Here is a 24,934-nt window from a genome sequence, read left to right on the forward strand (position 1 = left end):
TGATTCGAAGATCTATACGTCTGGCATTGACGCTCTCAGCAGCGTGTCTGGCATCCGCATGTGCGATTGCCGCGATCGCCGCTCCTCTCGACGGCGAATACGTGTACACCCCGGCCGGACACGCGAGTGGCACGCTCTCCATCTCCGGCGGTAAATTCACGATCAGCACCGTGGGCAGCAATTGCCATTCTTGCGACGTGCAAGGCAAGCTCGACGGCAATCACGGCATTGCAGGCGACGCCGACCAAACCTGTCGCATCACGTTCTCCGATGATCACGGCACGCTAAAGCTCGATTCAGGTAACTCGGACGCCTGCCGCTCGTTTTGCGGCGCACGCGCGATGTTCGACGGCCAGTATCAGAAGGCGCCGCAGGCTTGCTCCGATCATTCACGATCCTCGCGACTGAAACAGGCTCGCGGACAATACGGCGCAAAGAATTTCACTGCGGCCGCAACGAGCTATCAGTCCCTGCTGGATCAATGCTCGACGTTCATGGACTGGATAGAAGCGGATCGCGTGCGCAGCGAACTCGCGCTCACGCAGTACCACATGGGTGACAACGCGCAATGTCTGTCGACGCTTGCACCGACAAGAGCGATCGAGAATCAAAGCAACGGCGGCGACGATAGCGACGGCACTTTTGGCCTGCCGCCGTGCGATGCCGAGAACTATCAGTCGACTGGCAAAGCCATTCTCCACAACGCCGCACTCTGCAAGGGCACAGCGCAGCAAGTGGCGAAGTGATCAGCCTCTCTTTCTGTTGTGTGCCAGGAGCTCGGACTTCGGCATGAATGGATAGGGCAACACCGTGTTCCAGTCCTTGTTCCCGACGGGTACGTAGAGCAGCCGTTGCGCCAACGCCTCCGAGGCGAGCTCGAATACGGTGAGCTCGTGCCCCGCGTCCCGTTTTGCCTGCGCATTGCGCATCGCTTCTTCGCAAAAGATCACAATGGCATCGGACAGGTACTGTTCCTCGGTCTGGTTTTCCGGGCGCCATGAGCCAGCCTTGTGCAACTGCTTGCAAGCAGCTTGAAACCTTTGTTCAATCAGCTCCAGATCGGTCTGCATAGTCACTCCATCCATGAATGCTCGTCTCGGTGCAATCTCCACGGCTCTCGCCGCAGCTGCCCTGTTCGGCGCTGCGACTCCGCTCGCAAAGGCGCTTCTCGGCGCCATGTCACCGTTCATGGTCGCGGGACTGTTCTATCTGGGTAGCGGAATCGGACTGGGCATTGCGATCATCGTGCGCAATTTGTGGGCCTCGAACACGAGAGAGGTCACTCAACGGATCAGCAAGGGCGAAGTTCCGTGGCTTCTCGGAGCGATTGCGGCCGGTGGCGTCGCGGGCCCAGCCCTGCTGATGCTCGGTTTGTCGACCACACCCGCGGCGACCAGCTCACTCTTGCTGAATCTAGAAGGCGTCTTGACCGCCGTGATCGCATGGGTCGTGTTTCGCGAGAACGTCGATACGCAAATCTTTCTCGGCATGGTCGCCATCGTTGCCGGCGGCGTATTGCTGTCGTGGCAACGCGGCAGTCACGGTGTGTCGACCGGCGCAATGCTCATCATGGGCGCGTGCTTGTGCTGGGCGATTGACAACAATCTGACGCGGAAGGTGTCCGCCAACGACGCCATGGTGATTGCAAGCCTCAAGGGGCTGATCGCCGGTCCAGTGAATTTGCTAGTTGCGCTGGCGGCCGACGCGAAGTTTCCGGCCCTAGTCACCATCGCTGGAGCGATGACGACAGGCTTCGCCGGTTACGGCGTCAGCCTCGTGCTGTTTGTCGTCGCGCTTCGCAACCTGGGCACTGCCCGCACGGGCGCTTATTTCTCCGTGGCCCCGTTGTTCGGCGTGGCACTCTCATTGATCCTGTGGCCCGAGCTTCCGCATCCATCGTTCTGGATCGCCACGGGACTCATGGCAATCGGCGTCTGGTTGCACGTTCGGGAACGTCACGAACACGTGCATCTCCATGAACGCCTCGAGCACACCCATCGACACCGCCACGACGAACACCATCAGCACGAGCACGACTTTCCTTACTCGGGCGTAGAGCCTCATACCCACGCACACGTCCATTTGCCCATCACGCATTCGCACGCGCATTTCCCCGACGTACATCATCGACACCCGCATTGAACGAAGGCGCGATTCGACATGGTCGCGCCCGACGCCATCACCCCGGCAACGTCAGAACGCGACTGAATGGATATTCACGCGCCCGCTTAAATCATTCTTATATCATTCATTTCCGTAAATAGTGAATTTCCAATAAAGCGATTAATCAATCTAAATTAACAAATACCACCGCGCGATCACAAAGAAAATACCCGGCAGAGATAATGATTCATTGAATATCACTGTAAAGATCCTTAATACCGTGTCGATAGAGCATCTGAGCGCCGACAAGTCTTGCCCGCCCTCGCTCTTCCCGAATAACACCAACGGATCAATCCATGAACGTGCTGCCCCCCGTCAACCGAGCCCTGTCACTGGAAATAGCCGCACTTGAAAATGCCGCTCGCACGGCGAATAAAAATAATGCGGTTACGCCGCAAGGCACTACCGAAGCATCGGCTGTCTCTATCGCAACGGGATTAACGGATTCCTCGATGGCGACTTATTTATCCAATGGTTCGCTGTCGAATGGCTTGCCAGCCATAACGTGGGCAAACTCGACTGGCGATGCCATCTCGTCGCTGATGAACAACGATTACACGTCGTCGGGCATGTCAGGTCGCTTTGCGGGTCTCGGTAGCGCGCTGCTTGATCGTTTCGAGTCGACGGGCAGTGATTATTCGCAATCCGTCAGTTACGGGCCGCCCAGCGGTGCCGGCGCCTACGCTTCGCTGGCGACGCTGCCGCAGGGAAAAATCGATCTGTCCATCAAGACCAAGAGCGGCGTAACGGTCGAGATTGAAATGGACAGCGAGAACGGCGGCCTCTCGGTCAGCATCAAGAGCAGCGGCAAACTCAGCGATAGTGAGCGCGGCGCGATCGCCAAGCTGGCCGACGGCTTTCAAAACGCGATTGACGGTCTGAGCGGCCAGCCGCCCAAGCTCGACCTGAGCGGCTTGACGCAGTTCGATACGTCGGCAATCGCCTCTGTGAGCTTCAAGGAAGACATTTCTCAACTTAACAGTCCGAACATCTCGGCGAGCTACGTGCAGGACAGCGCGTCGCGAACCTTGAGCATCAAAACCGGGGATGACAACACGATCAACCTCAAGGTCGACACATCCAATCCCGCGCTATGGGGAACGAGCAAGCAACGCGACGCAGCGGTGACGAGCTTGCTCAAGCAATTTGATGCGGCCAATGCAAAGGGGCACGGCGACGCTGCGCTGATGTCGATGTTCGAGCAAGGGTTCAAGCAGATGAACGAGGACTACGGCCCCGCAGCGCCGGATGCATTGCCGGGTGGGCAAGACTCATCGTCCCTGGTGACGGGACTGGCGGACTACACCGCGTCGATTCACGACGCACCCGGAGACAATGCGGCACATCCGGGTGAGACGGACACGTTCGACTATGACGTGTCGCAAGATACGTCACTCGACGTCGCGCCGGATGGCTCGGGTAATTCAGGTACTTCGGGTACGACTGGCTCATCCGACACCACGGGCATCACCCAGCGTCAGTCGGCGCACCTAAAGGCGAGCTTCCATCAGCTGATGACGGGTGCCGGGCTGAAGCCGATGACGACGGCAATGCAGCCGTCGAGTTACGACTTCACGCAGCTCGACGACACCGCCCAAAGCACCGTTCAACTCACCGCGGAGCGCGGCGCGCTGGTTAGCGCAACGCTCAATCAGTCGACCCATCAGACAAAGACCGACACCAAACACCAGAACGGTGTGGTGACGACCGATGTGATGAAACCGGTCGACACCTCTTCGAAAAAGGATCTGCTATCCATACTCAAGCCGTCGATCGATAACGGCGATGCGAAGCGAGATACGCCGGCATGGGAACTGGCGAAGACGCTCACCAACGCACTGATCCAGCTGAACGCGCAGGAGTAATTCGCGTAAGCGATCCGCCGGTGTCCACGGCCGCCGTTACCAGGGCCGGAACACCTATGCCCACAGGATTACTGACCGGACTGCGGCGCGGTAGTCGTCCCGCTCGGTGCCGATGCGGCCGTGCCCGGCTGGGCGGAAGCCGACGTGTTGCTCGTAATGCCGGGCGAGGCTGGTCCAGACCTCGCTTTGCCCGCAATTGCAACGGTCGACACACACGACAGCGACAGCACCAACGCACAACTGACTCGAGTGACTCTGCTGATCTTCATGTTTCATCTCCGTGAACGAACGCGACGGCGGGGGGCGCGGCAACAGCCTGCGTACTACTAAACGGGCCACGACCACGCCTTATTCAAATCACCGACAGGGGCTCAATTCAGTATAGTCTTGACGCGTCGGAAATTTCCGACATATAGTGAACGCATGGCTGATAACGACCTTTTCGCCGCGCTCGCGAACCCGACGCGGCGGCGCATCCTCGAGATGCTCCGTCAGCGGCCGCATGTGGCGGGCGAAATTGCTGCGTCGTTTGACGTGAACCGTCCCGCTATTTCCGAGCACTTGCAGGTATTGCGCCTGGCTGGCCTCACGACCGAGGTCTCGCGAGGCCGGGAGCGGGTCTACCACCTGAACGCAGCGCGATTGCAAGAGCTCGCCGAGTGGCTGCACCCGTTTGAACAGTACTGGGCACAGCGTCTCGATGCGCTGACTGACGTTCTCAACAAAGACTCGACATGATCGAACCCGGCATCATCCAGCTGACGCGCTTCATCCCTCACCCACCCGAAAAGGTGTGGGCGGCGCTGACAGATCCCGTGATCCACGCGCGATGGTGGGCCGCCGGCGACATCCGCGCTGTGGTGGGACACACGTTCACGCTCGACATGGGCCAGTGGGGTCAGCAACCCTGCGAAGTCATTGCCGCTGAGGCGCCAAAGCTGCTTTCTTATTCGTTTGCGCCCGGCACGCTCAACACGACGATTACATGGCGACTGACGCCCGAGGGCGACGGCACGCGGTTATCGCTCGAGCACAAGGGCTTTGATATGGATTCGCCGCTAGGCAAAACGGCGTTCAACGGTATGGGGAATGGATGGCCAGGCGTCTTGACGCGCCTTTCAGAGGTCGTGGCCTAGACCGTGGCCTAAACCAGCCCCGATGATGCGTGCCAGCCCAGTACGAGCAACGCAACGAACACCCCGATCGGGGCGAGATGCGAAAACTCGCGATGACGCAAGATGGTCAAGGTCGCTGCGACAACGACGAAGGCAGCAAGGAACAGACCCCACTCACGCGTGTGGGGTAACGTCACCATCAAGGCGGCCGTCAACTCCAACGCGCCGGTGACATAGCACCACCAACGCGGATAGCCCCAGTGGACGAAGCCGTCTTTCGTAGCCGGCCTGCCGAGCACATTGAACACGCCTGCGCCGCATAGCGCGACCACCAGCGGCCAGAAGGAAAGGATATTCAGCACGAGAATCACGCTTGAGAGTCGAGAAGGGTCATGCACGATCGACGCCCGACCTGAGGGTCGACGGCGCCGAGTGCCCTAAGCTGCTTAAACAGCCACCGCGTACGAACGCAGCTCATCGATGATCGAGTGCCGCGACGGGTGCCAACCCAGTTCGCGTTGCGCCTTGGCGCCTGATACCACCTGATCACAGGCGATTGCATCGGCGAACGCCCACAACGTCTGACGCGCCTCATCGAGCGGCCACTCGGTGACTCGCCCTTCTGCGCCCGCCGCTTCGCTTGCAGCGCGAGCAATATCGATGAGTGCGACCGCTTCGCCATGGGCGCCGTTCAGCACTGAACGAGGCGGTGCTTTCTCGAGCGACAGCACGTAGAGGTCAGCGAGATCGTCGGCGTGTACCGTCGTCCAGCGATTGCGCCCATTGCCGACGTGCAGCGCCGAACCATGCTCCTTCGCCGCGCCGTACATCATCATCGCAGCACCGCCCCAATTGCCATAGACCCAGCCCGGACGAATCACGATCGGATGGATTCCATCCGCAGCAGCAGCGAGTATTTCGGCCTCCAGACCCTGACGCCAGCGCACCATGTCGATCGGTCGCAAGGGGCTTTCTTCGGTGGCCGGCGTGTCGCCAGTCGGGCCGTAGACCAGGGTGCCGCTCGTGTAGACGAAGCGTTTCCCCGTGCCGCGCATGGCGGCAAGGATCGCGCGCACGGACGACTCGTCGTACGCCGCCGTGTTCTGATCGCCCGGCGAGGCCGCATGGACCACCGCGTCAGTCGCACGGACCGCAGCTTCCACACTCACCGGATCGGCCAGGTCGCCATGCAAGGCTTCAAAGCCTTCATGCTCGAGCTTGCCTGCACTCTCCTGCGAACGCGCCAATCCCACGACTTGATGTCCGCCCGCCTTCAGCCGTCGCGCGACAGCGCCGCCAATCAAACCCGTTGCTCCAGTCACCAGCACCCGCATATCCCACCTCGCTAAGGATTAACGAAGTCGAATATAAGGAAGCCGCTTCAAGGAGGGAAATCGCAAATTCTGATGCGAGGATATCGGTCGCGCCGATGACGTCAAATCGACGCAGCGATGTCTGTGATGAGGTTGCGAAGCCAGACGCTGGCCGGATGGGCATCCACGCGTCGATGCCACATCATCGTGACCGGCCACGTGGGTAGCTCGAGCGGCGGCTTATGAACCGTGATGCCCACCCCGGTCGCAGCAAAGCGCTGCGCAACACGCGTTGCCAGTGTCGCAACGAGATCGGTCTCGGCAACGACGAACGGTGCGGCGAGGAATTGCGGAAGGCTCAGCACCACCCTGCGCTTCATGCCCAGGGCGTCGAGCCTTCTGTCGACAATGCCCAGACGGTCTCCTTCGGGAGACACCATGAGTTGCTCCGCTGCCGCGTATTCCTCAATACCCGCACCGTCGGCGAACGCGGGATGGCCATGCCGCGCGATGCACGAAAAGTCCTCGCGAAACAGGGTCTGCATCATGATGCGTGTCGACGCGTCGACCGGAAAGCCGACTGCAAGGTTGGCCTCGCCGCTGTCGAGAAGCTGGACCGCTTCGTCACGGCCCAACATGCCGCGCACGTGGATATCGACGTAAGGGGCTTCGACGCTGAGGCGTGCCAGAAGTCGGGGCAACAACACAAACGCGCCATAGTCGGCCATGGCAAGCGTAAATGTGTTCCGCGCTGTTGCGGATTCAAAGCCATCGGTCTGGATGGCTCCGCCAATGAGTCGAAGTGCGTCGGAAATCGGAGCCGCAAGATCATGAGCCCGCGGAGTCGGCTGCATGCCGAGCGGCGTGCGCACGAACAGCTCGTCGTTGAATAGCTCGCGCAGACGCGTCAGCGCGCCACTCATCGCCGACTGACTCAGGCTGATCCGCAAGCCGGCCCGCGTGACATTGCGTTCCGCGTAGAGCGCATCGAATGCTTTGAGCAGGTTGAGATCGAAGCTGGTCAGGTTCATGAGGTATGGGGGAGTGGCGATGCCTTAGTCATCGAGCCGATTTGTGGCCGTGACTCCACCATACCATCCTCATTGCATGCGTCCGCATGCGACAGGACGCGGACGCTACATCCTGCCGAAGCGCATCGGGGAACCGTGCTGCACGAACCTGAGCTTCACGCGATGCGCCGCTTCAAACTCACGATGGATCGACACGGCCTTCGCGATTCGCTTTGCGGCGAGACAACTGGAAAATTCGATGCCCCACATCGATACGACGACTCACGACGAACGCGAACTCCCGCACCTCGGTCTTGACGTATCGGGGCCAGCAGGCCAGATGGTAGAAATGCGTCACGCTGCGACGCGAGCCCCGTAGCCATCGCCACGAGATGCGGTCCACGGGAAATTCCTCGAGCGACCGATACCCCACGGCACAGACACCCGCCGTCATCCAGACAAGCGCAACAATCAACGTCGGTACGCTGAGCACGCAAAGGGCTGCCACGATCGCCGCGGGCGCGCACATTTCAATCGACGAGCGGGTTTTCATTTTGATTCTCCCTGCAAAATCCTTAACCTGCGCCAGGCCCCGTTCATGGCCCAAGGCGCTCACCTCTAACAGTGATAACGACCGATCAGCGTGAGACTTTCGAGCGTGCGGAGACGACGAGTAAAAAAAGAACATATTTCTCGATGACCGTCGTAAATCATCAGAGAACGCGCGGCCATCGGCAGTGGAAAGACGAGCTTGTTATGGGAGAATCGCCCTAACCCACCGCAATGACGGAGTTCGACGAGTATGGTTCCGGCACGTATCAGTCTGACAGCACCGCGCTTCGCCAACGAATCCACGATCTGCTTCTCGGCCTATGGCTTTGGCTGGGGTTATTGCGCTTTCGAAGTCAGCCCTGAAGTGGCGTGCCAATACCTTGGCGCAGCGAATGACAGTCATCGGCAACTGCTCCTCGCGTTCCAGCTTGGGAACCAGAAGCTGCTGCGAGCGGCCGAGCGCGCGACCCCGCCGCTGAGCGGCGCGCCGATCGAAATTACTGGTCAGGATCTGTAGCGGAGCCGGGTACGTAGGGGCGGACGACACACGGAACATGTCTCCGCGCATGCGTACGTCGCATACGTACTCCGCGCCAAGACTCTTAAGTCCTGCTTCGCACTTCCGCACGATACCGGCCCGGACTCTGGCCAAACATCCTCTTGAAGGTCGAACTGAAGGTGGTTTCAGACACGTAGCCGACTGTGGCGGCGATGGTCGAAAGCGTGTCGTTGCCTGTCTTTAAGGCATTCCGCGCCATCGTCATGCGCCACCGGATCAGATATTCAAGCGGGGGCAAGCCAACGAGTTCCTTGAAGCGTTCGATAAACGCAGTACGCGACATGCCGACCTTCTCCGCCAATGCATCGACCTTCCAGCGACGCGCGATGTCTTCATGCACGATGCGCAGCGCCGCGCCGATTCGCGGATCGGACAGCGCGCCGAGCCATCCCGCCGATCGAGGGTGGGCAGCCAGATGAGCACGCAGGATGTTCATCAGCACGATATTCGCGATGCTGCCGGCCATCGCCGTCGCTCCTGGTCTGACTGACTCTGTCTCTGCCCTGATCAATTCGAGCGCCGCGCTTAAGGATCTCGCATCCGGTGAATTCGCGGACACATGGACCAGCGGGGGCAGCACGCCAAGCAATACCCCGCTCACGTCATCGTCGAATTCAAACACGCCTCCCACGCTGATCGCACGTGTGTCGCCTCGTCCATAGCGAACGATGCCGTCGTCATCCAGGTGATCGGCAAACACCGCGTCCCCATCCTGCAACGCGACGTCCGGGTCGCTTGCGAAACAGTACGGAGATCCATCCGTCAGCAGACAGAAATCGCCTTCTTCCATCTTTACCGGGTCCGTGACGCCTTCGATCCATACCCACCGGGACCCTTTGACGACGCCGCCGAATTTCATGTGCCGATAGGCGGGAAATCGTAACGCCCAAGGGCCGGCAGCCTCGAAACGCGCCGACAGCACGCTTTTGACCTTCAGCAGTGAGAGCACATCGGAGAGCGGATCCACGGGAGGTTTGTACGATTCGATAGGAAATATGGCCGAATGATTATGGATTGTCTGTGCATGCGGGGCAAGAATGTCCCCTCGCAGTGACTGCCGCTGCATTCGCACTTCCCGTGCGTTTCGAACCGCCGCCGTTTCGGAAAGGTGTGTTGAATGCCGCTTTAACGGGCTGCGCTGACGTTCACAGGCCCTATATCCACCATGCCTCAAGCCCCCAATATGAGTCGTAAAGCTGAATTCGTCGCTCGCTTCACCCCCTTCCTTCAGGAGATCAAGGACGCCACCACCGGCACGAAGTTCGAGCAATGGCTTAACGTCAAATATGGCGTTGAAAGCGCGTTGTATCGAGATCTCGCCCGCCTGATCACAGAGGGCGTGAAAGAAGGCTGGGCAGCCGACATCGAAGTTGCCGGCCCGCGCTACCGTCGTTCACAGATCGTCACGCCCAGCGCCGAGACGTTCTTCTTCAGCGCCACCGCGGTGTTGATGGACAGCACGGACAACACCCAGAACAACGCCGAAGGCGGTTTCCGCGCCAACGAGCATCTGCATCCGTATGGCGAAATCAACCTCGTCGTGCCGCTGAATAAAGGCGCCGCGCTCGCGGGCCCGAACGGCTGGTGTCATGGCGGCTGGACTGCGCCAGAGCCGGGCAGCCGCCACTTTCCCGAGGTCAAGGGCGGCGCCGTCATCTCGCTGACGTTCCTGCCTGCCGGGCGAATTGCCTTTGATTTCAAGGCCTCTCAGGACTGAAGGACGCGTGCATGCCTGCCTGAATGTAGCCGCCCTGTAATCAATGTTGTTCCCCAAACGCCGTTTATCGATTCGCCGGGCGTCGCCATACTCCATCACGTCGATCCTCCGATCGACGGCGTGCATCGCCCGCCAACAGGGCTCGACGACGCACGGACGCATTCGGCAACGGCACGGCTATGTTCACACGAGACACGATCGAGTCCGGCAAATACATCGAGCACTTCGATTCACTGCCCGATGTATGGACGCCCCAGCAAATCAAGGCATCGCTCGAGCAGACGCTCCGGCAGCGTCCCCAACAATGCGATGAGCTGTGGGTGTTCGCTTACGGGTCCCTGATGTGGAACCCGGTCATGCAATTCGATCAGTCCCGCCTCGCGACGTTGCACGACTGGCACCGATCGTTCTGCCTGCACCTGACGGTGGGCCGCGGCAGCCCCGAGGCTCCGGGTCGCATGCTTGCGCTCGAGCGTGGCGGCGTCGCGCACGGCGTCGCATTGCGCTTGCACCAGGCGAATGCCGAAGAAGAACTCATGGTCCTCTGGATCCGCGAAATGGTGCTCGGGTCATATATCCCGACTTGGGCACCCGTCACGTTCGAAGACGGCACGCATACGCACGCCATTGCGTTTGTCGCGAACACACAGCGCCAGCAATATGCGCATGACTCATCAATCGACACGATCGCGCCGCTGATTCACAGCGCATCCGGCGCATTCGGCACGAACGCGGAATATCTTGAGCGGCTGACGACGGCACTGGCGAAGCACGGGATCGCCGACCCGTATCTCGACGCTTTGGAAGCGAAGCTCAAAGCGTTGGATGATGTGCCGGATCGGGCAAACCCCGGGGCGCTTGACGGCTGACTAGCCGGCAACACGACGTCCAGTTACCTCGCGACACACGCCCGTGCTTCGACGTACATTTTCGATGCCTGAACTTCTGGACTTTTAGGCACGAACATTGGACTTTCTATCATCGATCGTCCCCTTGGCCTGAGCTAAATTGATTCTTTACTCAAGCCAAAGGAGACTCGACATGGATGACCACAATCGCATTGCTCTCGTCACGGGCGCAAATCAAGGTGTCGGTCGACAAGTCGCTAAAGAGCTTGCTGCGAACGGTGTGACCGTGCTGGTCGCGGCGCGCGACTTCGCCAAGGGTGAAGCGGCTGCCAAAGAAATAGGACGCGGCGCGATTGCCTTTCAGCTCGATGTGACCGACAAGGCATCGATTTCGGCCGCGGCAGAACGCGTTCGCCATGAATTCGGTCGCCTTGACCTGCTCGTTAACAACGCCGGCATTTCGCAGACGACAAAACGGACGCTGCAAGAGAACGTACAGGCGAATCGGGCAAGTACCGCCTCGCTGGACGAAGTGCGTGCGGTATGGGAAACCAACGTGTTTGGCGTCCTCGCCGTCTATCAAGCGTTCTTGCCCTTGCTCCGGCTGTCCTCCGATGCGCGGATCGTCAACGTATCGAGCGGCGTCGGCTCGCTGACCAGCGCGTCCGACCCGACCTATGAATATCGCCACATCTTCGGCCCCGTGTACCCGGCGTCAAAAGCCGCGCTGAATGCGATCACGCTCGCGATGTGTATCGAACTCGAAAACACAGCGATCAAGGTCAATCTCGTATCGCCTGCTTTCACGAGCACGAATCTCAACAACTTTGAAGGCACGGAATCCATTGAGGACGGCTCGCGTGAAGTCGTGCGAGTTGCACTGCTCGGACCGGACGGTCCCTCCGGCACCTTCACGCGGTGGGAGAACACGACGATTCCCTGGTAACGCGCGACGAGCGTCCGCTACGTCTTGCCTTGAAGACGATCGGCGGACGCGTGAAGCGCTTCAGGTCGCCTTCGGGATAACCCGGTCACACCGCGCATCAGGCCGTGCGAATCTCGTCCGGCACGTCGAGCCTGAGCCGGACTGACCGCGAGAAAGTCCGCGCCCGGGCTAAAGATTGTCGTTGCGCCGTTCGTTAACCAGATAACTCGGCGCACGACTCTCCGACAGTCTCTACTCACATGCATCACCCCGATTCGCGGGCCATTCCTGGCGCACCTGAGGGCGCGCGGGCACCTCAAGGCTATCGCTTCTCGCGCCGGACTCATCTTTTGCGCGTCATCGGATTTGGTGCGTCAAGCATTCCGGTTTCTGCGGTCGGCTGGGAAGAGCATGCGTCGCTGGCGCTGATCGGCTTTGGCATTTTTGTCTGCTTCGCGTGGCCATGGCTCGCAAGGTACTTCGCAGCGTGTGCAAGCACGCCCCTGCGTGGACAGAGACGCAACCTGATCATCGATAGCGTGCTCGGCGGCATGTTCGTCGCGATGATGCAATTCGCGCCTGTGCCGACCTTTGCGGCCTTCGTCATTTTTGCCGTCAATTCAATGGCCGGCGGCGGCGTGTCGGGCTTTCTCAAGGCATTGATCGCAATGGGAGTCGGTGGCCTGACGGGTTTCGCACTGACGGGCGGCGCAGTCTTCCGCGGCGATGCACTGACGGGCGCGATGTGGTGGGTACCCCTCGTCACCATCTACGTTTTGCTGGTTGCTAACCTCGCCTACGAGATGGCCGTCAAGCTCGCCGACCGATCGCATCGCTTGAGGGAAATCGGTCGAATCGATCCGCTCACGGGGCTCTTGAATCGCCAGGCGCTCATCGAAGAACTCACAGCGGAGCTGGCGAGGTCGGCAAATTCGCGCGACATCGTGACCTTGTTCTATCTCGATCTCGACGGGTTCAAGCTTGTGAACGATTCGTTCGGTCATCCGACCGGGGATCGTCTGCTTGTCGAAATGGCGGGACGCATCGCACACGTCGCACGCGACTGTGTCGCCACGGGTCGTCTCGGCGGCGACGAATTCCTGGTCGTGGCTTCGCGCTTCTCTGATGCGGAACGCGACGAGCTCGCCGAACGACTGCTCGAAGACATTTCCCAACCCGTGTTGCTCGACGGTCGTCCCATTGAAGTCGAATGCAGCATCGGCTGCAGCCAGGCGCCCGTCGATGGCGACGACTCGGCAACACTGATTCTCAAAGCAGACACGGCGATGTACGCGGCAAAACGTGCCGGTCGCAATGGGTTCCGGGTCTACGCCGAAACCGGGACAGCAAGCAAACCCGTCATTCATACCGAAGTGCCGGCGCAATCCGATTCAATCTAGCGGTAAGCAACGCCGCGGCGCCATTCCTATTCCAGCCCACCTTGGGCGTTGTCGACGCGACTCAGACGTCGGCTTCGGTTCGGCTCGTCTCCGCAAACAAGTTTTTATCGACGACGCTCCTCGTCACGCCGACGCTTTGTGCCTCCCCCGCGCCAAAGTCGAGCGTTGTGCATCCTCAATCTATGCACGTTTGTGCACGTTTACATTCTTGTTCATGCACGATATGATCGACGCATGAACGATGACCTTCCCCTTGCCCGCCGCGACCAGATCGCAGAGCGCCTCGCCCAGGGCCAGCCTGTGGTGGCGGCAGCACTTGCTGTCGAATTCGATGTTTCCGAAGACGCCATCCGGCGCGATCTCCGCGCGTTAGCCGCCGAAGGTCGTTGTCGCCGGGTCTACGGCGGCGCGCTGCCCATCACGCCGGCGTCTGCACCCATGGCAGCTCGCATGGATGCCGCGTCCGAACGAAAGTCGGCCTTGGCCCGCGCGGCCGTCTCCCTGATTGATCGCGGCGAGTTCGTGTTTCTCGATAGCGGCAGCACGAATCTGGCACTCGTCGATGTGTTGCCCGAAGAATTCGAACTCACCGTCGCGACGAATTCGATCGATATCGCGGCCGCTGTGCTTCGCCGACCGGATCTGCAACTCGTCATGATCGGCGGCGGAGTCGATCCGGTTGTCGGCGGAAGCGTTGACGCGAACGCAGTACAGAGCGTGACGCAATTGAGCATCGACCGATGTTTTATTGGCTCATGTGCCGTCTCGCCCAAAGACGGCATCAGCGCATTCGGCCTGGCCGATGCAACGTTCAAGCGCGCACTGCTAGCCGCCAGCGCGCATAGCGTCGCGCTCGTGACGACCGACAAGTTCGATACACGCGCGCCGTATCGCGTCGCCGCGATCAAGGCGATCGACCACGTAGTCGTCGAGCACGATGTGCCGCGCGCCCAGCACACCGTCCTGTCAAAGGCGGGTACCGCCGTCTTGCGCGCCGAGCCCCCGGCCGCTCAGTAAGCGCACCACCTGTTTCCTCTGGAGCTTTCTCCCATGACTTCCAAGCAACCCGCCGCTCGACTGGCGACACGGCTCGCATTCCTCGTCGCCGGATTCGGTGTAGCAGGCTGGGCGCCGCTGGTGCCGTTCGCCAAACATCGTCTCGGCGTCGACGACGGTGTGCTTGGCATGCTGCTCCTCTGCATTGGCCTGGGGTCCGTCGTCGCCATGGTGATCACGGGCGCGCTGAGTGCGCGCTACGGAAGCAAGCCCATCATTGTTGCAGGAGGATGCGGGCTCGCTGTGATCCTTCCCCTGCTCGCCGTAGTCAGCACGCCGCTGACGCTGGGGATCACACTGCTTGCGTTCGGTGCGTCGCTCGGCTCGCTCGACGTCGCCATGAATATCCATGCGGTCGAAGTCGAACGGCTCGAGGCCAAGCCCTTGATGTCAGGATTCCATGCGCTGTTCAGCGTCGGTGGCTTCGCAGGCTCGAGCCTGATGACACTGCTGCTTTCATTGCATATCGGCACGCTGGCGAGCACGTTGCTGTGTGCGGTGCTCATGCTCATTGCGATCCTGAGTGCACGCCCTCGCCTGATCGAAACGGCCAGCCCGCATGACGGGCCGTTCTTTGCCATTCCGCGCGGCATCGTGCTGCTCCTTGCGAGTCTCACGGCCATTACGTTTCTGGTCGAAGGTGCGTTGCTCGACTGGAGCGCGTTATTGATCACCGGCAAAGGATTGGTTGTCGCTGCGCAAGGCGGTGTCGGCTACATGCTGTTTTCGATTGCGATGACATGCGGACGGCTCGGCGGCGATTCATTGAGCGCCCGAATCGGAGACCGCGCCATGATGTTCTGGGGCGGCGTGCTGGCGATCATCGGTTTTGTGGTGCTTCTGACAGCACCCGTCGCAGCGTTGGCGATGTTGGGTTTTGTCCTGATCGGCTTGGGTGCATCGAACGTCGTGCCGGTCCTGTTTCGTCGTGCAGGATCGCAACGCGCGATGCCGTCGGCACTCGCCGTCGCGGCGATCACGACAACGGGCTATGCAGGCAATCTCGTGGGCCCGGCCGGCGTCGGCTTTGTCGCCAAAGGAATCGGTCTGCCCGGTGCGTTCTGGGTTTTGGCCGCTCTTCTCTGCCTTGTCCCGGTGTGTGCGCGTCTGGTCACGGTCTCTGCCGGTAAGGTCGAAGAGAACCCTCGACGTGAGAATCAACCTGCGACGCGCGAGCCGTTTTGACTCTATAGAAATACGCTAGCGCGCTACCTTTTCCACGCATTTATCGCTAAAGAGCGTATTGCGGGTCAAGCAGGCGGTCGTATTCTCAAGTCTCAAAACGGCAGCCAACGATTGCTCTGGCTCCGCCACGCGGTAGTTCGATTCGTCCTTCAGACGGGGTCAGCTCATGCTCGGTGAAATACTGAGATCGCAGCCGGAGATCGCACTCTTCGTAAGCCTTGCCGTCGGGTATTTCATCGGATCCTTCAAGCTGGGGCCCGTCCAGCTGGGCGGCGTCTGCGGAACCTTGATCGTCGCTCTGATTCTGGGCCAGACCGGAGCGCGCATCGCTCCAGATCTGAAGAACATCGCCTTTGCGCTGTTCATCTTTGCGCTGGGCTTCACCGGCGGACCTCAATTCTTTGCCAACGTTGGCCGCGGCTGGCGCTATGGCCTGCTGTCGATCGTCGAAATCGTGTCGGTGCTCGCGTTGATCATGATCGTCGTCGTCATCATGCACCTCGACGCGGGAACGGCAGCGGGCTTACTCGCCGGCGCCGCGACCGAGTCTGCGGTGATCGGCACGGCGACCGAAGCGATCGGGAAGCTGGGGATTCCGGATGCCGACATCAGCCATATGCAGGCCAATGTCGTGACCGCCTACAGCGTGAGCTATCTGTTCGGGCTGATCACCATCGTGCTCTTTACCAGCCAGCTTGCGCCGCTGATGCTGCGCGTGAACCTGCGCGACGAGTCCGAACGCCTATGGCGTGAGATGGGCGGAGAAAGCGCGCTTGAAGACGGGCAGCGTCAAGCGATGGCGTCCCTCGTGACGCGCGTGTTCAAGGTGGGCCCCGCCCTCAACGGCGTGGCGGTCGGCGTACTCGAGCAGCGCCATGGCGGCGCATTGACTGTCGAACAAGTCGAACGCAACGGCGTGCCTTCGATCGTCGGTGCCAATTTCGTGTTTGCGCAGAACGACATCGCGATGATCATGGGACGTCGCGATGCGCTGCTTGCTGGCGCGGCGGATATCGGCGTCGAGATAGCGGGTCGCGATTCCTTTGGTCTTGCCAAGGCAGAACGCCTGGATGTCGTGTTGACGCGCAAGGATCTCGAAGGGGTCAGTCTGCGCGAGCTTCGTGGCCGCTCGACCGCTGAAAGGGGACGTGGCATCTATGTCGAGGCCGTCACACGACTCGAAGCGACGATTCCCGCCTTGCCTGCGACGCGCCTCAACCGCGGCGATATCCTGACGCTCGCCGGCACGAAAGGCGACGTCGATCGCGGTGCACGCCTGCTCGGCTATCCGCTCGTGCCCACGCAAAAGACCGACTTCGTCTATCTGGGTATCGGCGTGTTGCTCGGCATGGCCATCGGACACTTGGGCGGCACGTTCGGCGGCATCTCGCTGTCGCTCGGAACAGGGGGCGGTTGCCTGCTGTCCGGACTGTTCTTCGGCTGGATACGCTCACGCCATCCGCTCGTCGGATCCCTGCCGCCGGCGGCCGCACAAATCCTCAAGGACTTCGGCCTGGCGACGTTTATCGCCGCAGTGGGCCTGTCAGCCGGTCCCGACGCCATCAAGCTCGTGCGTGAGTACGGCATCTCGCTGCCGCTGGTCGGCATTCTGATGGTGCTGATTCCCGGCCTCTTGTCGCTTCTTATCGGCCGGCATCTGCTCAAGCTCGACATCCCGACCCTGCTCGGCGCGATCGCGGGTCAACAGTGCAGCACGCCGGCCATCAGCTCGCTGGTCAGCGTCACCGGCAATTCGACGCCCGTCATCGGCTACACCATCACGTATGCCTTATCGAACGTCTTGCTGCCGTTGATGGGACCGGTGGTCGTGGGCCTGGCGCGGCAGTTAGGGGGTTAGCAGCATCGCAGTCGCAATGCCGTTTCGACAGCAGTACCGCCCGTACTTTGCTAGCGAGGACACGATGGACTGGATACACGGCGTCTTTCATAAATCTCCGGAAATCGCGTTGTTCCTTTCACTGGCCGTCGGCTACTACGTCGGCCAGATCAACTTCGGGAAATTCCAGCTCGGCGGCGTGGGAGGGTCGCTACTGGCAGCGGTGGTCGTCAGCCAGGTCGGCGTAACGATCGACAGCGGCGTCAAGGCGGTCATGTTCGCGGTGTTTATCTACGCGGTCGGCTATGACTCCGGTCCGGGCTTCTTTAACTCGCTGAATCGGAAAACACTGCGCGAGATCGCGATGGCCTTGTTCCTCGCGATCACGGCGCTGATCACGGTCATCGTGTGCGCGAAGCTTTTCCACCTGAACAAGGGGATTGCGGCAGGGCTTGCGGGTGGTGCGCTGACGCAATCGGCAATCATCGGCACGGCCGGCGATGCGATCGCGCGGCTCGGCTTGCCGGCCGATCAGGTGAAGTCGCTTCAGTCGGACGTCGCGATCGCCTACGCGGTCACGTATGTGTTCGGATCGCTGGGCGCCATCATCGTCTGCGTGAACATCCTGCCAAAGTTCATGGGACAAGGCTTGCGCGAAGCATCGGTCGAGGCCGAGCGAGAGATGAGCGGCGGGACATCGACGATGGGGCCGGGACAGGTTGCCGCGTTGCGCGAGCTGTTCGGGCGAGCGTATCGCGTCGACGTGGCCGACGGCCGCAAGGTCCGCGAGATCGAAACCGGTGAACGCGACCTGATCGCCATCGAGCGAATCACTCGCGGCGGCAAGTCGGTCGAGCCCGAGCCTGAAGTGATCCTTCGACGCGACGACGTCGTCATTGTCGTCGGGCACCGCGAGCAGATCGTCGATGTGGCACGTCTTATCGGGCCGGAGGTTTCCGGTAGTGGTGAGACCGGGTTGGTCATGCAGACACGCCAAGGCGTCTTTACGGCTAAAGGCCTGAACCATCACACGATCGGCGAAATCCGCGATCAGGTTGATCGCACGTTGCGGCATGGCGTGTTTATCGACGCCGTGACGCGCGTCGGTCAGCCGGTGCCCGTGCTGCCCGGGACCAAGCTCGAGCACGGCGACGTCATCACGTTCTACGGCACAGCGAAGGATACGAAACGCGCCGTCGAAACCGCAGGCTATGAACTCCCGTATTCGATCAAGACCGACTTCATTTATATGGGCGTCGGGCTCGTGCTCGGCCTGCTGATCGGTCTCATCGTCGTCAACATCGCCGGCATTCCACTGACGCTGGGCTCAGGCGGCGGATGCCTGCTCGCAGGCCTGGTATTCGGATGGATGCGCGGCAAGCACCCGATGTACGGCGTGATGCCTCCCGCAGCTTCACGCCTGCTGCAGGATTTTGGACTGGCGGCGTTCGTCGCGGTCGTCGGCTTGAATTCGGGCTTGCAGGCCGTGGAAACGGTCAAACAGCTCGGCATCACGATCTTCCTGCTGGGTGTACTCGTCACCTTGCTGCCACTTTTGCTGACGATGGTATTCGGGCGCTACGTGCTCAAGTACAACAACGCCGCCCTGCTGGCCGGCGCGCTGTCCGGATCGCGAAGTGCCAACCCGGCTTTCGGCGGCGTGCTCGACAAAGCGGAAAGCGCTGTGCCGACTGTTCCATTCGCCATCACTTATGCCATCGCGAACGTATTGCTGACGCTGCTCGGCCCGCTGGTGGTCGGACTTGTCTAGCGTGACACCCCCTTCCCGCTTGCCGGTCACCGTCATCGATCGCAGAACGCCGGCATGCTCTTTAGCGCATTGGAGAACGCATCATGGCCAAAGACAAAGGCAGCAACGGGCACTCGAAATTCGCAGCACTCAGTCCGTTTGAGCTCAAGGACGAACTGATCAAGGCAGCCGGTGGCGCCGCTGTCACGCGGCCAGAGAATCTTGCGATGCTCAATGCCGGCCGCGGCAATCCGAATTTCCTCGCGACGATTCCACGCCATGGGTTCTGGCAATTGGGGCTCTTTGCGATGCGCGAGGCGGAGCGCTCGTTTGCCTATATGCCCGAGGGCGTCGGCGGCTTTCCCAAACGCGAAGGGCTCGCAGAACGCTTCGAGCTGTTTGTTCGCGAGCACAAGGGCACGCCGGGCATCGATTTTCTAGCCGGCTGCGTGTCGTACGTCCGTGACCAACTGGGTCTGTCGGGCACGGATTTTCTCTATGAAATGTGCGAAGGCATTCTCGCGTCGAACTACCCCGTTCCCGACCGCATGCTCAAAATGTCGGAGGTTATCGTCGGTCAGTACCTGCGCAGGGAGATGATCGGCAAGCATCCGTTTGTCGGCGAGTTCGACGTGTTCGCGGTCGAAGGCGGCACAGCTGCAATGACGTATATCTTCAACACGATGCGCGAGAACCACCTGATCAAGGCCGGCGACACGATCGCGCTCGGCTTGCCGATCTTCACGCCCTACATCGAGATCCCCACGCTCAACGACTATCAGTTGAACGTCGTGAATCTCGAAGCCGACGTCACCAAGGGTTGGCAATACTCGAAGAAGGAACTCGACAAGCTGCGTGATCCGAAGGTCAAGGCGTTCTTCCTCGTGAACCCGAGCAATCCACCTTCTGTGAAGATCAGCGACGAAAGCCTGAACCACATTGCCGACGTCATCAAGGACCGGCCGGATCTGATCCTGCTGACCGACGATGTCTATGGCACGTTTGCAGACGATTTTGTCTCGCTCTTTGCACTCGCGCCCAAGAACACGATTCTCGTGTACTCATATTCGAAGTATTTCGGCGCAACAGGATGGCGCCTTGGCACGATCGCGACGCATCGCGACAACGTGCTCGACAAGCTGCTCGCCGAGTTGCCCAAGGACAAGAAGAAGGAACTCAACAAGCGTTACGAGTCGATTACGACCGACCCTGAAAACCTCAAGTTCATCGATCGCCTTGTCGCCGACAGCCGCACTGTCGCGCTGAACCACACGGCGGGGCTCTCGACGCCGCAACAGGTGCAGATGGTGTTGTTCTCCCTGTTCGCGCTGATGGACACGCCTGATGCCTACAAGAACGCGTTGAAGCGCGTGATCCGCCGCCGCAAGCAAGCGCTTTATGAAGAAATCGGCATCTCGTTCAAGGACGACGATCCGAATCAGGTGGACTACTACACGATCCTCGATGTCGAATTTCTCGGCGAGCGCGCATTCGGCCGGGAATTTGTTGATTGGCTTCTCAAGCACACCGAGCCGAGCGAACTGCTGTTCCGTCTTGCCAGAGAAGCGCACGTGGTGCTCTTGCCGGGCAAAGGATTCGGCACGCTTCATCCGTCAGGCCGGGTATCGCTCGCGAACCTCAACGAATCGGACTACCGGAAGATCGGCCGTGCGGTGCGCGGGTTGATCGAGGACTACGTCGATCAATACAACGCAGCCACCGGGTCAAAGCTGGACAAATCCAAGGTGCTCTAGCCGTCACAACAATCACACGGGAGCCCGCTCCGCGGAGGCGTGACCTCCTTGTGTCCGGCCAAATCAAGTTACGTGCCGTGCTGCCGATAAAATAGGAGAGATTCGGCTTGCAGATACGGGCGTGATGCATCGACAGGTAGGGAACAAACTCAATCGGGCACCGAGGGCGATCGCGGCCAGCGTCACGCTTGCGGTCGCCGTCGGTGTATCCGCCTGCGGCACACTCGATCGCAATCAGCATGCCGACGCGCTGGCCGAACCCGCCGGCCTGCATCGCGAAACCGTGCAGGGCGGCTCATTCGTTTTCACCACCTATACGCGAATCGGCGATCCGCATGCGCCGATTCATGTCTATATCGAAGGTGACGGACTCGCGTGGATATCGAGGTCGGAGGCTTCTTTGGACCCGACACCGCGCGACGCCGCCGGGCTTGCGATCGCTGCAACGGACAGCGCGTCCAACGTCGTCTATCTCGCGCGGCCATGCCAATTCACGCCCATGGCAGACAACCCTGCATGTACCCCCGCCTATTGGACGAGCAAGCGGTACGCGCCCGAAGTCATCGACTCCATGAACGCTGCGATCAGCCACATTGCAATGAAAGCACCCGGCGAGTCGATTCATCTCACCGGATATTCCGGAGGCGCGGCAGTCGCTGTCCTGATCGCCGCGCGCAGAACCGACGTGGCATCGCTACGCACCGTGGCCGGCAATCTCGACGACGAGTATGTGAATCGTCTGCATCACGTATCCGCTATGCCCGATTCGCTTAACGCCATCGACGTCGCCGACCGCGTAGCGGCGATCCCGCAGATTCACTTCAGCGGCACCGACGACACGGTCGTGCCTGCATCCGTGGCCACGCGTTTCGCACAAGCTACGGGAACGACATGCGCGCAAGTCGTTGAGGTCCCGGGCCTTTCACATGACGGCGACTGGGCCGCTCGCTGGCCCGGCTTACTCAAGCTCGAGCCAAGCTGTCGTCAGGACTCGGCGATCCATTCGGTGACGCATCCGGCTCGGTAGAGCCATCGCGACGGGCAGCACGCACGCGTCGCACGACCCGATGGCCGCACCCGTTTAACGAGTGCGCATGCCATCCGGTCGCGCAAGCCACGCTTAGAACTTCTGCTGCAGGCGCAGGATGCCCGTGCTCGACACGAAGCCTGAACCCGCCTGAAGCTCATAGCGCGCGGTCAAGCTCATGTTGTTCGCGCGAAGCAACGTGACGCCGACTGACAGATCCGCCACATCGGAGACCGGTGTCATGCCGAACGACGTGAACGCGGTTTCGCCTGAGGTGTCCGCGGCAAAACGCGCTGCGGTCGTCTGCCTGGCCTGATCGTACTCATGCACCCATTGCGCCGATACCTCGGGCACGATGACGCCATACTTCGTCTCGTACGACTTCTCGAGCTTCGCGCCGAGTGCGCTGCGCACCGAAGTCGCGTGTGAACCCCCGATTGCCAGCGCCGCGCCATTGCCACCCGTTTCCGTGTAGCCGTTCTGGTTCAGGTAGCTGTACGAGAGGCTTGCAACGGGCGTGACCGTGGCACTGCCGACTGCGATCGGATACCCGCCATCGACGCGGGCGACATACTGCTGACCGCTGAAGCTGCCGTTTGCGAGACCCGTAAAGCCCTGGAGCGCGACGATCCGAGACGTGTCGTAGTGCTGAAACACCACGCCGCCCGAGAGGTTCACGTACCACGGCGAGCCGGCGTAGCTTGCATACCCGAGCAGGCCGTAGCTGTTCACGCCCGTGCTGTCACCCGAGGTATCGCCGCTATTGTCGATCGCCGTATGCGCGTAGTTGAACACGCCGCCCACGCGCCAGCGATCACTGACTGCCCTGTCGGCACCGACGAGCGCGCCACCAAAGTTCGCGCTATAGCCATCGACGTTATCGCGTTCTTGCTGGCTCGCGTGGCCTCCAAAGCCTTGCCCCCAGACCTGCCATTCGAGCGGAGACTCACCGGTCGAAATACCCGAGCCCATTTCTGACGACGCAAGGTGCATCGAATTCATGTGGGCGTTCACGACGTCGAGCGCGCTGAACGTCGGAGCAGCCGCACCGGTCGACGTTTGCGTCGGCGTCAGTTGCTTACCGATGCGGTTTGCACTTTCAGTGGTCGCGTTACTCAACGAACCCAGTGCAGCGTCGTACAGATTGAGCAGGCTGGCGTCGCTGACGCCGGTATAGCCGAGCAGGCCATTCAACGACGACACCGCATTGGGGATCGTTGCAAACGGCGTCGTCGTCGCGGTAGTCGACGTCACGGGTGTCGTCGGCGTGGCCGGTGAGGTCGGTGTTGCGGGCGTCGCAGGCGCCGTCGGGGATGCCGGACTCGTCGGGGTCGTCGAAGCATCGACGTGTTGCACCGTGAGCACGAGGTCGCTATTGCCGTTGTTCGTCACGGCCGCGCCCGTTACCGAGCCCGACACACCGTGCATCGAATAGTGGAGCGTATTTTCGTTGTAGGTCGCCGCACCAGCCGTATCGATCACGACGTAACGCTGGCCGGCTGCGAACGCATAGCCGTTGGATTTCAGCGTGACATTCGAATTCGCATCGATGCTCGTGTTGCCCGAGACCACCAGACGACCGTAACCCGTATCTGAGAGCGCGCCCGTCGTCGTCGCACCGCTCGCGACGCCGATCTGCAGCGTTGCCGCGGCCGCCTGAGTGTAGTTGCCCGTGATCGCAACGGGCTGATTGACCTGAAGCACGCCACCCGCATTGTGGACGGTGTTCGTGCCGACGTTGATGTTGTCGTTGAGCAGCGTATTGCCGCCGCTGAAAACCACGTCGCCCGTCATGTTCGTAATCGTGCCCAGCGACACGGAGTCCGCGCCCGTCAACGTCCCGAACGTCGTTCCGGTGCCGCCCGCAAGAGTCAGGGTCTGCGGCAGCACGGTGCCGTACACGATGTCGCCGGCGATCGTGCCCGAGTTCGTAATCGTCCCGATCGTCCCAAGGAAGCCGTTGTAAATCGCCGTAGGACCCTGGATGGTGCCGGTGTTGTTGATCGAACCGATCGTGCCGTAGTTCTCGATGGCACCTTGTCCGCCCGTGATCAGACCATCGTTGTTCAGCGTAGTTATTGCACTGGATCCGCTCATCATCATCGGATCCATGTCGTTAAAGACGCCGAAATAAGTGCCTTCGATCACACCGGTCGAGCCGTTGTGAAGCGTGCCGATCGACGACGCGGCCTGCCCGATCCCCCCTCCACTCCAGATGCCATACGATGCCGTCGCCGTGCCGGCGGCGGTGCCGCCGATAATGCCGTCGTTGTTCAGCGTGCCGATCGATCCACCCACGACGATTGCGTTAGGGGATGAGATGACGCCCGTTACGGTGTTATCGAGTTCCGTCAAGGTACCGCTGATTTCGATGCCGGTGTCGTTGTTGGACAGCGTGCCGTTGTTCGTCACGTTGCTCATCGTCTGGCCGTAGGGAACGAACACCTCCTCGCCCCCCGACTGGCTGGACTGGCTGGACAGGTTCGCCGACGAATCGATGGTGACGTTCGAACCATCCCACGTCCAGCCCGAACCGGAGGTTGCACTGCCGTTGGTGACGAGCGTGCCGTCGACCGTCATTCCCTGGATCGCAAATGCAGCAGACGTCGCGCTCAGCATCGCCACTGCGGCTGCAATGTGCTTCAGCGCGGGCAATGTGAAGGCGCTGCGCATCTTCACAGCAGACTCGCCGCGCGAAGCGCCCGAAGCCGAACCGGTAATCAATTCTGATGCAACCTGAAACGCACCCAGACTCTTATTCCAAACAACTCGATACACGTGATTCACAAAAATCCCCAATTAACCGTCGTTTTCAAGCGCGCAATAATTTCCGATTCGGATACCGAATTATTTTGCAA

General features: G+C 60.7%; 23 protein-coding genes. 16 read left to right on the top strand and 7 right to left on the bottom strand.

Annotation, left to right across the window (positions count from 1 at the left end; all coding sequences use genetic code 11):
• The first annotated feature begins 26 nt into the window (after positions 1–26).
• The gene (locus ACMFWR_RS24290; RefSeq protein ID WP_413197244.1) at positions 27–746 is read left to right on the top strand and encodes a tetratricopeptide repeat protein; all 720 of its coding nucleotides are present in this window, start codon (positions 27–29) and stop codon (positions 744–746) included.
• Here ACMFWR_RS24290 and ACMFWR_RS24295 read toward each other — a convergent pair whose 3' ends face one another.
• Positions 747–1,070 (bottom strand): hypothetical protein, encoded by a 324-nt coding sequence (locus ACMFWR_RS24295; RefSeq protein ID WP_413197245.1) that lies wholly within the window; start codon positions 1,068–1,070, stop codon positions 747–749.
• Positions 1,071–1,083: 13 nt separating this feature from the next.
• Between ACMFWR_RS24295 and ACMFWR_RS24300 the strand changes: the two genes are divergently transcribed.
• The 4 genes from ACMFWR_RS24300 to ACMFWR_RS24315 all read left to right on the top strand — a co-directional run bounded on the left by ACMFWR_RS24300 (position 1,084) and on the right by ACMFWR_RS24315 (position 5,164).
• A complete protein-coding gene (locus ACMFWR_RS24300; protein WP_413197246.1) occupies positions 1,084–2,142 on the top strand; it encodes a DMT family transporter in 1,059 nt (352 codons plus the stop codon).
• Between the two features lie 473 nt (positions 2,143–2,615).
• Entirely contained in the window at positions 2,616–4,028 is a 1,413-nt protein-coding gene (locus ACMFWR_RS24305; RefSeq protein ID WP_413197247.1) for a hypothetical protein, read from the top strand.
• A gap of 423 nt (positions 4,029–4,451) precedes the next feature.
• Complete coding sequence (locus tag ACMFWR_RS24310; protein ID WP_413197248.1) at positions 4,452–4,766, top strand: metalloregulator ArsR/SmtB family transcription factor; 315 nt, start codon at positions 4,452–4,454, stop codon at positions 4,764–4,766.
• Entirely contained in the window at positions 4,763–5,164 is a 402-nt protein-coding gene (locus ACMFWR_RS24315; RefSeq protein ID WP_413197249.1) for an SRPBCC family protein, read from the top strand. The genes ACMFWR_RS24310 and ACMFWR_RS24315 overlap by 4 nt, the downstream gene beginning before the upstream one ends.
• A gap of 8 nt (positions 5,165–5,172) precedes the next feature.
• Here the strand turns inward: ACMFWR_RS24315 and ACMFWR_RS24320 are convergent, their stop codons facing one another.
• From ACMFWR_RS24320 to ACMFWR_RS24335, 4 genes are all read right to left on the bottom strand, one after another.
• Entirely contained in the window at positions 5,173–5,541 is a 369-nt protein-coding gene (locus ACMFWR_RS24320; protein ID WP_413197250.1) for a DoxX family protein, read from the bottom strand.
• Between the two features lie 48 nt (positions 5,542–5,589).
• Entirely contained in the window at positions 5,590–6,471 is an 882-nt protein-coding gene (locus ACMFWR_RS24325) for an NAD-dependent epimerase/dehydratase family protein (protein ID WP_413197251.1), read from the bottom strand.
• A gap of 107 nt (positions 6,472–6,578) precedes the next feature.
• Complete coding sequence (locus ACMFWR_RS24330) at positions 6,579–7,487, bottom strand: LysR family transcriptional regulator (RefSeq protein ID WP_413197252.1); 909 nt, start codon at positions 7,485–7,487, stop codon at positions 6,579–6,581.
• A 178-nt stretch (positions 7,488–7,665) separates the two neighbouring features.
• Positions 7,666–8,019, bottom strand: a complete 354-nt coding sequence (locus tag ACMFWR_RS24335; protein WP_413197253.1) for a hypothetical protein — start codon at positions 8,017–8,019, stop codon at positions 7,666–7,668.
• A gap of 249 nt (positions 8,020–8,268) precedes the next feature.
• Here ACMFWR_RS24335 and ACMFWR_RS24340 point away from each other — a divergent pair, with 249 nt between their 5' ends.
• The gene (locus tag ACMFWR_RS24340; RefSeq protein WP_413197254.1) at positions 8,269–8,535 is read left to right on the top strand and encodes a hypothetical protein; all 267 of its coding nucleotides are present in this window, start codon (positions 8,269–8,271) and stop codon (positions 8,533–8,535) included.
• An 85-nt stretch (positions 8,536–8,620) separates the two neighbouring features.
• Here ACMFWR_RS24340 and ACMFWR_RS24345 read toward each other — a convergent pair whose 3' ends face one another.
• A complete protein-coding gene (locus tag ACMFWR_RS24345; protein ID WP_413197255.1) occupies positions 8,621–9,544 on the bottom strand; it encodes an AraC family transcriptional regulator in 924 nt (307 codons plus the stop codon).
• 198 nt (positions 9,545–9,742) lie between these two features.
• Here ACMFWR_RS24345 and ACMFWR_RS24350 point away from each other — a divergent pair, with 198 nt between their 5' ends.
• The 10 genes from ACMFWR_RS24350 to ACMFWR_RS24395 all read left to right on the top strand — a co-directional run bounded on the left by ACMFWR_RS24350 (position 9,743) and on the right by ACMFWR_RS24395 (position 22,076).
• The gene (locus ACMFWR_RS24350) at positions 9,743–10,294 is read left to right on the top strand and encodes a DUF4863 family protein (RefSeq protein WP_413197256.1); all 552 of its coding nucleotides are present in this window, start codon (positions 9,743–9,745) and stop codon (positions 10,292–10,294) included.
• A 179-nt stretch (positions 10,295–10,473) separates the two neighbouring features.
• A complete protein-coding gene (locus ACMFWR_RS24355) occupies positions 10,474–11,163 on the top strand; it encodes a gamma-glutamylcyclotransferase (RefSeq protein ID WP_413197257.1) in 690 nt (229 codons plus the stop codon).
• 172 nt (positions 11,164–11,335) lie between these two features.
• Entirely contained in the window at positions 11,336–12,088 is a 753-nt protein-coding gene (locus ACMFWR_RS24360; RefSeq protein ID WP_413197258.1) for an SDR family NAD(P)-dependent oxidoreductase, read from the top strand.
• A gap of 329 nt (positions 12,089–12,417) precedes the next feature.
• Entirely contained in the window at positions 12,418–13,467 is a 1,050-nt protein-coding gene (locus tag ACMFWR_RS24365; protein ID WP_413197259.1) for a diguanylate cyclase domain-containing protein, read from the top strand.
• A 234-nt stretch (positions 13,468–13,701) separates the two neighbouring features.
• The gene (locus ACMFWR_RS24370) at positions 13,702–14,484 is read left to right on the top strand and encodes a DeoR/GlpR family DNA-binding transcription regulator (RefSeq protein WP_413197260.1); all 783 of its coding nucleotides are present in this window, start codon (positions 13,702–13,704) and stop codon (positions 14,482–14,484) included.
• A gap of 33 nt (positions 14,485–14,517) precedes the next feature.
• Positions 14,518–15,708 carry an MFS transporter gene (locus ACMFWR_RS24375; RefSeq protein WP_413197261.1) on the top strand — a complete coding sequence of 397 codons (1,191 nt, stop codon included), beginning with the start codon at positions 14,518–14,520 and terminating at the stop codon, positions 15,706–15,708.
• Positions 15,709–15,874: 166 nt separating this feature from the next.
• On the top strand, positions 15,875–17,566 hold the full coding sequence (aspT, locus tag ACMFWR_RS24380) for an aspartate-alanine antiporter (RefSeq protein WP_413197262.1): 1,692 nt from the start codon (positions 15,875–15,877) through the stop codon (positions 17,564–17,566).
• 64 nt (positions 17,567–17,630) lie between these two features.
• The gene (gene aspT / locus ACMFWR_RS24385; protein WP_413197263.1) at positions 17,631–19,316 is read left to right on the top strand and encodes an aspartate-alanine antiporter; all 1,686 of its coding nucleotides are present in this window, start codon (positions 17,631–17,633) and stop codon (positions 19,314–19,316) included.
• An 83-nt stretch (positions 19,317–19,399) separates the two neighbouring features.
• Positions 19,400–21,049: a bifunctional aspartate transaminase/aspartate 4-decarboxylase gene (locus ACMFWR_RS24390; protein WP_413197264.1), complete on the top strand. Its 1,650-nt coding sequence runs from the start codon at positions 19,400–19,402 to the stop codon at positions 21,047–21,049.
• Positions 21,050–21,173: 124 nt separating this feature from the next.
• Positions 21,174–22,076 carry an alpha/beta hydrolase family protein gene (locus ACMFWR_RS24395; RefSeq protein ID WP_413197265.1) on the top strand — a complete coding sequence of 301 codons (903 nt, stop codon included), beginning with the start codon at positions 21,174–21,176 and terminating at the stop codon, positions 22,074–22,076.
• 93 nt (positions 22,077–22,169) lie between these two features.
• On the opposite strand, the gene ACMFWR_RS24400 is transcribed toward ACMFWR_RS24395, so the two are convergent.
• Entirely contained in the window at positions 22,170–24,863 is a 2,694-nt protein-coding gene (locus tag ACMFWR_RS24400; protein WP_413197266.1) for an autotransporter domain-containing protein, read from the bottom strand.
• Positions 24,864–24,934 lie beyond the last annotated feature (71 nt).

This window comes from Pararobbsia alpina, assembly GCF_965118125.1.
Lineage (GTDB): Bacteria > Pseudomonadota > Gammaproteobacteria > Burkholderiales > Burkholderiaceae > Pararobbsia > Pararobbsia alpina_A.